The sequence below is a fragment of the Mesorhizobium sp. USDA 4413 genome, assembly GCF_056280365.1.
In genome coordinates this window covers 6,201,066-6,212,221 of the sequence record NZ_JBVPRP010000001.1, presented here as the reverse complement: position 1 = coordinate 6,212,221, position 11,156 = coordinate 6,201,066, and the positions used below count along the sequence as shown (strand labels likewise).

The 11,156-nt window shown below is 64.4% G+C and carries 8 protein-coding genes and 1 pseudogene; 4 read left to right on the top strand and 5 right to left on the bottom strand.

The features are described from left to right. Position 1 precedes the first annotated feature (1 nt). The 3 genes from ACVMIM_RS30205 to ACVMIM_RS30195 all read right to left on the bottom strand — a co-directional run bounded on the left by ACVMIM_RS30205 (position 2) and on the right by ACVMIM_RS30195 (position 3,056). Positions 2–847: a carbohydrate ABC transporter permease gene (locus ACVMIM_RS30205; RefSeq protein ID WP_476116461.1), complete on the bottom strand. Its 846-nt coding sequence runs from the start codon at positions 845–847 to the stop codon at positions 2–4. Further along, complete coding sequence (locus ACVMIM_RS30200) at positions 847–1,731, bottom strand: carbohydrate ABC transporter permease (RefSeq protein WP_476116459.1); 885 nt, start codon at positions 1,729–1,731, stop codon at positions 847–849. Before ACVMIM_RS30200 ends, ACVMIM_RS30205 begins: the two co-directional genes overlap by 1 nt. Before the next feature lie 86 nt (positions 1,732–1,817). Then, a complete protein-coding gene (locus ACVMIM_RS30195; RefSeq protein WP_476116458.1) occupies positions 1,818–3,056 on the bottom strand; it encodes an extracellular solute-binding protein in 1,239 nt (412 codons plus the stop codon). Between the two features lie 214 nt (positions 3,057–3,270). Between ACVMIM_RS30195 and ACVMIM_RS30190 the strand changes: the two are divergent. Further along, positions 3,271–4,474: pseudogene (locus ACVMIM_RS30190) on the top strand (ROK family transcriptional regulator). A gap of 150 nt (positions 4,475–4,624) precedes the next feature. Here the strand turns inward: ACVMIM_RS30190 and ACVMIM_RS30185 are convergent. Next, entirely contained in the window at positions 4,625–5,491 is an 867-nt protein-coding gene (locus ACVMIM_RS30185) for a hypothetical protein (protein WP_476116456.1), read from the bottom strand. A gap of 492 nt (positions 5,492–5,983) precedes the next feature. On the opposite strand from ACVMIM_RS30185, the gene ACVMIM_RS30180 reads away from it, so the two are divergent. From ACVMIM_RS30180 to ACVMIM_RS30170, 3 genes are all read left to right on the top strand, one after another. Next, positions 5,984–6,754, top strand: coding sequence for an SDR family NAD(P)-dependent oxidoreductase (locus ACVMIM_RS30180; protein ID WP_476116455.1), 771 nt, complete (start codon positions 5,984–5,986; stop codon positions 6,752–6,754). A 77-nt stretch (positions 6,755–6,831) separates the two neighbouring features. Further along, the gene (locus ACVMIM_RS30175; protein ID WP_476116453.1) at positions 6,832–7,587 is read left to right on the top strand and encodes an SDR family NAD(P)-dependent oxidoreductase; all 756 of its coding nucleotides are present in this window, start codon (positions 6,832–6,834) and stop codon (positions 7,585–7,587) included. Between the two features lie 221 nt (positions 7,588–7,808). Beyond that, positions 7,809–8,984 (top strand): RsmB/NOP family class I SAM-dependent RNA methyltransferase, encoded by a 1,176-nt coding sequence (locus ACVMIM_RS30170; RefSeq protein ID WP_476116451.1) that lies wholly within the window; start codon positions 7,809–7,811, stop codon positions 8,982–8,984. Positions 8,985–9,024: 40 nt separating this feature from the next. Here ACVMIM_RS30170 and ACVMIM_RS30165 read toward each other — a convergent pair whose 3' ends face one another. After that, positions 9,025–11,058 carry a YgiQ family radical SAM protein gene (locus ACVMIM_RS30165; RefSeq protein ID WP_476116450.1) on the bottom strand — a complete coding sequence of 678 codons (2,034 nt, stop codon included), beginning with the start codon at positions 11,056–11,058 and terminating at the stop codon, positions 9,025–9,027. Between the last annotated feature and the right edge of the window lie 98 nt (positions 11,059–11,156).

The window sequence follows — 11,156 nt, the reverse complement described above, 5'->3', positions numbered from 1 at the left end:
ATTATCCTTTCACTCCGCCGCTGGTCAGGCCCGAGATCAGCGCGCGTTGCATGACGAGGCCGATCAGCACGGGCGGCAAGGCCGCGAGCACGCCGGCGGTAGCGATCAGTCCGTAGTCGGAGACGCGGCCGCCGGCGAGATCGGCGATGGCGACCGTCAATGTCTTTGCCCGCTGGTCCGAGGTGAAGAGCAGGGCGTAGAAGAACTCGTCCCAGGCAAGCAGCACGGCAAACAGCGCCGACGTCGCCACGACGGGTGCGGCCAGCGGCAAGGTGATGATGCGCCAGGTCTGGAGCAGTCCCGCCCCGTCGATCATGGCAGCGGCCTCAATCTCGCGCGGGATGGAATCGAAACCGGATTTCATCAGCCAGGTGGTGAAGGGCGCGAGGATGGTCAGATAGATCAGCGCCAGGCCGAAGACGTTGTTAAGCAGGCCGAGATAGGACAGACCCATGTACAGCGGCACCGAGAGCGCCACCGGCGGCAGCATGTAAGTGGCGATCACCAGCGACAGCGACCAGCCGACCGAAGGCGTACGCGAAACGGCCCAGCCGGCGGGCACGGCAAGCAGGATCGCGGCGAGCGTCGCCATGCCCGCGACCTCGAGGCTGTTGCGCAGCGATGACGTGAAGGCCGCGCCGGCACTGTTCTCGGCCCTCGACAGAAGCTGCGCGTAGCGGGAGAAGTCGGCGGCCTGCGGCCACCAGCGCAGCGGCTTGGCGGCGAGGTCGGCCGCCGGCGATACGCTCATGACGAAGAGCCAGGCAAGCGGCGCCAGGATGACAACGGCAAGCAGGAGGGCGCAGACATAGACGAAAACGGTGAAGACCGGGCTCTTGCGTTCCATCAGGCCGCGCTCCCGGCGGTCTTCTTGACCAGCGCCGCATAGGCGACGGCGAGCACGGTGACGAGCAGGGTGACGATCAGCGCCAGCGAGGCGCCGGAGCCGGCGCGCTGGAAGGAGAAGGCTTCCTGATAGACCAGGATCGAGAGCGAGCGTGTGCTGTTGGCCGGGCCGCCGCGTGTCATCACCCAGATGATGTCGAAGACCTTGAACGCCTCGATGGTGCGCAGCACCAGCGCCACCATCAGCGGGCCTGCAAGATAGGGCAGGATAACGAATCGGAAGCGGTTGAACGGCCCGGCGCCGTCGACAAGCGCAGCGGCGGTGATGTCGCGCGGCACCGCCTGCAAAGCGGCCAGCGCAATCAGCGCAACAAGCGGAAAATTCTTCCAGCAGTCGGCGACGATCAGCGCGGCGAGCGCCGTTCCGGGCTCACCCAGCCAGGAGCGATAGTCGTCGATGAGATGGAGTTGGGTCAGCGCCGCGTTCAGCGCGCCATATTCGGGATTGTAAATCAGCCGCCAGAGCGTCGCATTGACGACGGTCGGCAGCGCCCAGGGCAGGATCATCAGCCCGCGCAAGACGGCGCGTCCGCGGAATTCCTGATTGAGCAGGAGAGCCGCAAGCACGCCGAGCACCATTTCGGCGGCGACCGAGATGGCGACGAACCAGGTGGTGGTGATCAAAGTCCGGGTGAAATTCGAGCTCGTCAGCATCTTGGTGTAATTGTCGAAGCCGACATAGTTGCCCGCCGTGCCGACAAGCTGGGCGTCGGTGAAGGAAAGCCTGACGGTATCGACCAATGGCCAGCCGATGACGGCGACCATGATAGCCAGAAGCGGCAGCATCAACAGCCACGCGCGAGCAGTGATCCAGGTGCCCGACATCAGAGGCGCCCTCTCTCCCTTCATCCGGTCAGAAATAGCACGGGCGGCGCTCGTGGATGAGGCCGCCCGCATTGAGGAACGCCAAGTCAGAGGCCGCTGTTTTCGGCGGCGGTCTTGAGCGCGTCTTCCGGCGTCGTCTGGCCGAGCAGCGATTCCTGGATCGCCTGCTGCAGCGCCGTCGAGAGCTGCTGGTACTTCGGCGTGGTCGGGCGCGGATACATCGCGGCGAGACCCAGCTTTGCGGCGGCAATCAGCTCTTCCTGGCCTTTGGTGACGGCCGGATCATCATAGGATGAAGCCCAGATCGGCAGCGAGAGCTTGGCATACTGGTTCTGCGTCGCCTGCGAGGTCATGAACTCGATGTATTTCCAGGCCTCGTCCTGATGCTTCGACACCGCCGTGATGCCGAGGCCCATCGAGCCGTTGACGGCCGAGACCTCGCTGGTGCCGGCGACGCCCGGCGCCGGCACGACGCCGACCTTGCCGGCGACCTTCGAGTCCTTCGGATCGTTGGCCATGTTGTACATGTAGGTCCAGTTCAGCGCGAAAGCGGCATCGCCGTTCTCGAACACCTTGCGGACGTCCTCTTCCAGGAATTCCTTGGAGTTCGGATTGGTGAGGCCCGACTTGTAGCTGTCGACCATATATTTCAGCGCCGAGAGGCCGCCGCCGTTCTGGAAGTCGGGCTTGCCGTCTTTGAGGAAGTCGCCGCCATAGGCGCTGACCAGCGTGGTGTAATCGCAGACCGCTGCTTCGGCCTGTGACCAGCTCCAGGCGATCGGCGTCTTCAGCAGCCCCTTGTCCTGGATGATTTTGGCCTGTTGGCCGAGCTCCTCCCACGTCTTTGGCGGCGCCTTGATGCCGGCCTTTTCCAGGATTTCCTTGTTGTAGAACAGGTATTTGGTGTCGAGGATCCACGGCATGCCGTAATACTTGCCGTCATACTGGACGGTGGTCCAGGCGCCGGGCAGCACGCCCTTTTTCATGTCGTCGGTGATCTTCGACGACACGTCGACCAGCACCTTGTTGGTCGCGTATTCGGCCGGCCAGATGACGTCGAACAGCACGACGTCATAGCCGCCGCCGGATCCTTGGGCGAGCACTGTCTTGTCGTGCAGGCCTTCATAGGGGACGAATTCGAGGTTCACCTTGATGTCCGGATTGGCCTTGGTGAAGGCCTCCGTCATGGAGCGCACGTCGGCTTCGCTATAGGCGGCCTGCGCCATGAAGAGCGCGTTCAAGGTGGTTTCGGCAAAGGCGTGGGGGACGAACAGTCCGCCGACGAACACCGCGCCCAGAAGTGTCTTACCGATCGATTTCAGCATTTGTCTTCTCCCATTTTCGACAGCTGCGAGTGGACGGCGAGCCGCTTCCTCGAATTCGCTTCGCGTGTGATCGGATCCGTCTCCAACGGCATGCGGCGGAGCCCGAAGGCCTTGCCGTCTTCTTGTAGAACCGCGGGAACTTCACCTATTAAGTCAATTCGCTTGACTTAATTAGTCGATCAATCCTTTAATCGAGTCAAGAGGGGAAGCGACGGTGCACGACATCAGCCCGATCCGTGCCAAGAGCGGCACCAACCAGGAGGGTACCAGCGCGCATAACCGCCGCGTCATGATCGAGGCGCTGCGGCTCAACGGCGCGCTTTCGCGCGCGGACCTGGCGCGGGCGACGCAGCTCACCAAGCAGGCGGTTTCCAACATCGTCGAGGATCTCGAGCGGGACGGCCTGGTCGTGGCTCTGGATGCGGTGCGCAAGGGCAGGGGACAGCCCTTCACGCCCTACCGGCTGGTTCCCGAGGGGGCTTTCGCCGTCGGGCTGCAGATCGACCGGCATTTGACACGGGTGGTGGTGGTCGATCTCGTTGGCAAGGTGATCGCACGTGCCGAGGCGGGCCTGCCGCTCGACGAGCCTTCCGCGGGCGTCACGATCATCCTCAGCTTGGTCGACCATGTCAGAGGCGAACTGGCCAGGATGTTTTCCCAATCCGAACGAAGGCTGGTCGGATTGGGCGTCGCCATGCCGGGGCCGTTCGGGCTGAAGAACCCCGACAACAAATGGATGATGCCAGCATGGCAGCAATTTCCGCTGGCGGAGGCGCTGGCAACCGGCACCGGGCTCAATGTCGGGCTGCAGAACGATGCGGCGGCCTGCGCGACGGCGGAGCGGATGGTCGGCGCCGCGCATGGCGTCGATCACGCCGTCTGCCTTTATGTCGGTTACGGCATAGCCGCAGGGCTGATCCTAAATGGCGAACTCTACAGCGGCGGCAACGGCAATGCGGGTGAGGTCGGCATGGCGCTGCTTTCGCCAAGCGGCCCGGGCTCGACGCCGTTGGAGCATCGTGCCTCACTCGCCTCGCTCTACCAGCATCTCGGCCTCGACCCCACCGAGAGGGGGCTTTACGAAAAGCTCCGCGCGCTGGCGCTTGCTAAAGACCCGAGGGTCATGGGCTGGGTCGAAAGAGCCGCGTCCGACCTGCGCTGGAGTGTGCATCTGATCGAAACGATCTTTCGATCCGCAAACCGTAATCCTCACCAGCAGCGCGCCAGAGGCGCTCGCCCGGCTTCTGCTTCAGGCCATGCATCCGCTGCTGCCCTCGATCGCGGACCGCCCCGTCCGGCACCTGCCACGGCTGCAGCTCGGCACCACCGATCCCTGGGCGATCGCGGTGGGCGCCGCGGCCGAGCCGATCAGCAGGGCCTTCGATCCGCGTTTTTCCGCCATCCTGAAGGCCGGATAGCACCTGTCAGTCCGTCGCTCGCGTCGTGCTGGCGGCGAAAGCCGCGTCGATGAGTGCGAGCTGTGTGCTCGCACGTTGCGGATGGCAGTTTTGGCCTGCACCCGCCAGCGGCGGGGGCCGGTCTGGCGCAGGGCTGCGGCGTTCCGGTGGTCAGCGCCCTTTCAGAGTCGAGAGACAGACTTCGAAAGCTTCGTCGACAACGGCGAGCTTGGACGCCTGGACGGCCATGTATTCATCGCAGAACTGTCGCGAAACCCACATCACGGAATGACCGCGCTGGCCAACCCAGCCGATGCTGCCGAGCGCCTCGGCATCATGGAGTTTGCGCGCCAGATGCGTGCGGGAGAGCTTCAGCCAGTGTGCGAATTCGCTGACCGAAATGACGCTGGTCGGTATCCTGTCGAGATGGACGTCCTCCGGGTCGATGCCGGACATCAGCCAGTCCATCACGATGCCGCCGTTATTCAGCCAGATAAACAACGAGAAAGTCGGTCCGGGCTCCCGCACGCCGTCGCTGACGAGCAACCCATCGGAGATCAGCGGCTGCAGAGTGGGCAGCATTTCGGGCCGATCGAGGAAGGCTGCAAGCCGCGTCCCGCCGTCTATGCGGTCAAGCGTCCTCAGATGCGCGTAGATCCAGCCGGTGAAGGTCTCGATGGTGCTCGCAGTGGCCCGCATGGGGTGAGCCCGGCCATCACCGCTGGCCGAGATATATTCGGCGATGTTGTAGTGCAGCATCTCCTTGACGAAGGCTTCGGCGGTGTTGCGGCTGGCCACGGAGTTGCGGCGCACGGCCTCGATGAAACGCGCCATCGTCATCTCGGTGCGGCGGTCGCTGGGATCGCGCCGGAAATGCAACGCCAGGCCGACATGGCCGAGGAGCCAGCGCTGCTGGGTGGCAAAGACGGCAGCCAGCCGCGGGCTTGTTTCATAGATATGGATGAGCGCCTTGGCCTGTTCCTGGACGCTGCGAAGCGCTGCCGGATGACGGGCGATCTCAGCGGCACTCAGCGGCATTTCCTGCGATACTCCATGCGATTCCAAGCAACGACAAATGAAGATTCCCGATCTTCGCCGGTCCTGTCCAGTTGCCTATTGGAACAACGAACGATTAGGCGGTGAATCCGTTGGTAACTCTTTGCATCGGTTCGGGAAACCCGTCCAATATAGTCTGGCCCGCGGCCCTGCGTTGAATTGACGAGTCCCGATGAGCGCGCCACCGGCGTGGACTGTTTCCGACGGACCAGCGGGACGATCTTCGATATGTCCGCCCTTGCCGTTGGCTGAGCAGCCTGCCGGCATGGTTCCGGGTTTTGCGCCGACACGCCTGTGCAAGGGCGGTAAGCCCGGCAACACCCTGTCGACGGTCTTCGGTATCACGACGCTCGAGCTGGGATGATCGCGGGCCGTACGCGCGCTGAGATCATTGTTTTGCCCGGCTGGTCCATGCGACATGACCCGGTGACGTGGTTGCCTCTGTCAGGCACTGCGTTTCGCGGAGGTTATCGAATGGCTGGCAGGACGGTCCTCATCGCCGGCGGGGCCGGGGGAATGGGTCTCGCGACCGGGCTGCGTTTCGCGGCCGACGGCGAGCGGATCGCGCTTGCCGATCTTGCCGGCCCCAAGCTCGACGCCGCCGTGGCGGCGATTGCCGCGACCGGGGCGGACGCGATCGGTTTGCCGCTCGATATCCGCTCCGTCGCCGCGTGCCGCGACGCAGTGGCCAAGGCCAGGGAGTGGGGCGGCGCGATCGACATTCTCGTCAATGCCGCCGGCGTCTGGCTGGAAGGCCCGGCAAACGAGGTCGAGGAAGACCAGTGGGACCTGGTGCTGGACGTCAACCTCAAGGGCGCCTTCTTCCTGATCTCGGCGGCCATCCCGCCTCTGGCGGCAGCGCAAGGCGTGATCATCAACATCGCCTCCGATGCCGGCATCGTCGGCAACAACGGGGCTTCCGTCTATTGCGCCTCGAAGGGCGGGCTGGTGCTTTTGACCAAGGCTCTCGCCCTGGAACTCGCCCCGCAAGGCATCAGGGTCAACGCCGTCTGTCCCGGCGACACGGCGACGCCGATGATCGAATATCAGGCCAAGACCTATGGCGGAGATGACCCCGACGGCTACAAGCGCCGGCTGCTGGGACACTATCCGCAACGAGACAAAGCAAGGTTCATCCAGGTGGAGGAGATCGCTTCTTTCGTCCACTATCTTTGCCAGCCAAGCGCGGCGCCGATCACCGGAGCCGCGCTTTCGATCGATTTCGGCGTCAGCGCCGGCTACTGAACCGGTGGACGGTTTCATTGCGGGCATGAGTGCCCGCGACGGCATACCGGCATTCTAATGGTGGAGAGGAAATGATCGTGTTCCGCAAGTCCCGCAAGGCCTTGGTGACAGGCGCCGGCGCCGCCGACGGCATCGGCATCGCGATCGCGCGGGCGTTGGGCGAGGCCGGTCTTTCTGTCGTCATCACCGCTTCGTCCGCACGCGTCGAGCAACGCGCGGAGGAACTGCGGGCGGAAGGGCTCGATATAAGCGCTGTCGTAGCCGACCTGACGCTCTCCGGCGATGTCGAGCGCTTAGGCTCCGAGACCGGCGAGATCGACATCCTCGTCAACAATGCCGGGATGGGCACCGTTGTCCAGCCGGCATTGCAGCGACGGTTTCTCGACCTCAGCGAAAGCGACTGGGATCGCGGCATCGATGTCAGCCTGAAGACCGCCTTTTTGAGCACGCGCGGATTTCTGTCAGGCATGGTGCAACGCGGCCATGGGCGCGTCGTCAACATGGCCTCGGTGACGGGGCCCTACGTATCGAATGAAGGCGAGGCCGCCTATTCCGCGGCCAAGGCCGGCATGATCGGGCTGACGCATGCGCTCGCCCTGGAGGTCGGCCGCCACGGCGTCACGGTCAACGCCGTGGCGCCGGGCTGGATCGCGACGGGTGCCTCGACACCGGAGGAACTCGCCGCTGCGCGCAACACGCCGCTCGGCCGCGCCGGCAGCCCCGAGGAAGTCGCGGCCGCCGTGCTGTTCCTGGCGTCTGATGCGGCGAGCTATGTCAACGGCGCCGTCATCGTCGTGGACGGCGGCAACATCCTGCAGGAACGCAAGGGCTGAGCGCGGGGACGCGCGAAGAATAGTCAGGAGCAAATCTGTCGTCTATAGGGGGGTGTTTTCAGCCTGATCGCCGTTCCGTGACCCCTGCCGCCCGTCTGCAAGCCACAATCGAACTTATACATGAAGTCGATAGCGTTCCGCGTCCCGCGGATGCTGTCGTCTCGGCCTGGTTTCGGGCCAGGCGCTATATCGGCGACAGCGACCGTGGTCAGATTCTGGACTTGCTCTATGCGCTTCTCAGACATCATGCACGGCTTGGCTGGTGGCTGGCGAGGCACGGGCGGGATGATAGGCCCCGCAACCGGCTGCTTGCATGGTTGACGCTGAAGGAAAGCAAGGCGCCCGATCAGATCAAGCGCTTGTTCAATGGCGCGAAATCCGCGCCCGCCATCCTGAAGGATCACGAGCACGCGCTGCTGGTCAAATTGCAGGGAGGCACGATCGACCATCCCGGCATGCCGGAAGAAGTGCGCCTTGAATGCCCGTCCTGGGCAGCCGACCCCCTGCGGCGCCGTTTCAAGGAAGCGTTCAGGCAGGAGATGGCCGCGCTTCTGACCTCGGCGCCGCTTGATCTGCGCGTCAATTCGATCAAGTCGACGCGCGAGGCCATGCTTCGCGCGTTGAAAGACCTTGGCTTGCAGGCGGAGGCCTCGGCCATGGCTCCTTACGGCATTCGTGTGCATGAACGTCCCTCGCTGGCGAGCCTGCCGATGCTCAGAACCGGCGAGGTCGAGATCCAGGACGAGGGCTCGCAGCTTGTCGCCATGCTGGTCGATGCCCGGCCGGGCGAGCGCGTGGTCGATTTCTGCGCCGGGGCCGGCGGCAAGACGCTGGCCATCGCCGCGCAGATGAACAACAAGGGCCACATTGTCGCCTGCGACGTCATGGAGGGCCGCTTGAAGCGCAGTGCCGAGCGCTTCCGGCGGGCAGGACTGCACAATATCGAGACGCGGCTTCTGACCAGCGAGACGGATCGCTGGATCAAGCGCCACAAGGGCGGTTTCGATCGCGTTCTGGTGGACGCGCCATGCAGCGGCACCGGCACCTGGCGACGTAATCCCGATGCACGCTGGCGGGCGCCGGAGGAACAGGGTCTGGACAATCTCGTGTCGTTGCAAGCCCGGATTCTGGCGAGCGCGGCGCGTCTGGTGAAGCCCGGCGGACGGCTGGTCTACGCGACATGCTCCATGCTGCCCGAGGAGAATGAGGAGCAGGTGGCCGCTTTCCTGGCGAGGCATTCCGCTTTTCGGGCCGTGCCGCTCAACCAGGCCGCGCCGCAACTAACGAATTCGTCTCACCTGGACTATCTGTCGCTGACGCCCGCCCGCAATGATACCGACGGCTTCTTTGCCGCCGTCATGCAGCGAGAGGCTGCGCCCGCAACAAGCGCGCACTGAGGACAAGAAGAGAAGAGGTCGCCCCAGCTTTGCAGGCGGCTCACTTCTTTGACAAGGGAACGCCCTTGGTGGTGAACCTCCGTCCTCTGCCGATAGGCCGCACCGGGCGCTTCGTGCCGGCGGCCTTGCCGGTTCCGGGCGGCTGATGGGCGGGCACAAGCTGGTCGGGGCGAGGGCCGATAAGGTCGGCGCGACCCATCTCCTTCAGGGCATCGCGCAGCAGTGGCCAATTGTCGGGGTCGTGATAGCGCAGGAATGCCTTGTGCAGCCGGCGCTGCCGCCCGCCGCGAACGGTCTCGACCTTGTCGGTCGCGCCGCGCCGGACGCCCTTCAGCGTGTTGACGCCGGTATGGTACATTGCCGTCGCCGTCGCCATGGGCGAAGGCAGGAAGGTCTGCACCTGATCGGCGCGGTAGCGGTTCTTCTTCAGCCAGAGCGCCAGATGCAGCATGTCCTCGTCGGTCGTGCCGGGATGGGCGGCGATGAAATACGGAATGAGATAGTATTTCTTGCCGGCCTCCTTGGCCGCGGCGTCGAACATCTCCTTGAAGCGGTCATAGGTGCCGATACCCGGCTTCATCATCTTGTCGAGCGGCCCGCGCTCGGTGTGCTCGGGCGCGATCTTGAGGTAGCCGCCGACATGGTGGGTCACCAGTTCCTTGACATATTCGGGGCTCTTGACGGCGAGGTCATAACGCACGCCGGAGGCGACCATGACCTTCTTGACGCCCTTGACCTCGCGGACCTTGCGGTAGAGCCGGATCAGGTCGTCATGCGAGGTGTTGAGATTGGGGCAGATATCGGGAAACACGCAGGACGGCAGTCGGCAGGCCGCCTCGATCTTGGGATCCTTGCAGGCCATCCGGTACATGTTGGCGGTCGGCCCGCCGATATCGGAGATCACGCCGGTGAAGCCCGGGGTCTTGTCGCGGATCTTCTCGATCTCGCGCAGGATCGAACCCTCGGAGCGGTTCTGGATGATGCGGCCTTCGTGCTCGGTGATCGAGCAGAAAGTGCAGCCGCCGAAGCAGCCGCGCATCACCGTCACCGAAAACTTGATCATGTCCCAGGCGGGGATCTTGGCATTGCCATAGGATGGGTGCGGCGCGCGCGCATAGGGCAGGTCGTAGACGGCGTCCATCTCTTCGGAGGTCAGCGGGATGGGCGGGGGATTGAGCCACAGGTCGCGGTCGCCATGGCGCTGGACGAGCGGGCGGGCATTGCCGGGGTTGGCCTCGCGATGCAGCACGCGCGAGGCGCGGGCATAGGCATCGCGATCGTTCTCGACCTGCTCGAAGGACGGCAGCCGGATCACGATGTCGCCGGGTTTGCGGCTCGCGCCCTCGTCGGCGGAATCGAGATCGTCGGCATTGAGTTCCGTGAAGTGTTCGGGCACGCGCCGGAACAGGGCGACGCCCCTGATGGCGTCGAGCTGGCGTGGCGTCTCGCCGGCGGCAAGCCGGTTCGCCACCTCGACGACGGCGCGCTCGGCATTGCCGTAGATCAAAAGGTCGGCCTTGGCATCGGCCAGGATCGAGCGGCGCACCTTGTCGGACCAGTAGTCGTAATGGGCGATGCGGCGCAGCGAGGCTTCGATGCCGCCCAGCACCACCGGCACGTCCTTGTAGGCCTCGCGGCAGCGCTGTGTATAGACGATGGTGCAGCGGTCCGGCCGCTTGCCGCCCTCGCCGCCCGCCGTATAGGCATCGTCGTGGCGCAGCTTGCGGTCCGAGGTATAGCGGTTGACCATGGAATCGAGGTTGCCGCCGGTGACACCGAAGAACAGCCTGGGCCTGCCCAGCGCCTTGAACGGCTCCGCCGACTGCCAATCGGGCTGCGAGATGATGCCGACCCGGAAACCTTGGGATTCGAGCAGGCGGCCGATGATTGCCATGCCGAAGCTCGGATGATCCACATAGGCATCGCCGGTGACAAGCACGATGTCGCATTCATCCCAACCGAGCGCCGTCATTTCGGCGCGGCTCATCGGCAGGAACGGCGCCGCCCGTCCGGCATGAGGCTTGCTGGCGGACAGCGGGATCGTGTTTTTCTGGGCGTTGGCTATGGTTTCCATGGCCGCGACGTATAGGCCGCCGCCAAAGCGAATTCAATTAAGCTCGCTTTGGCTCCGGAAGGGATGTATTGGGCCGTGTCGGGGCACGAGGCCTAGCC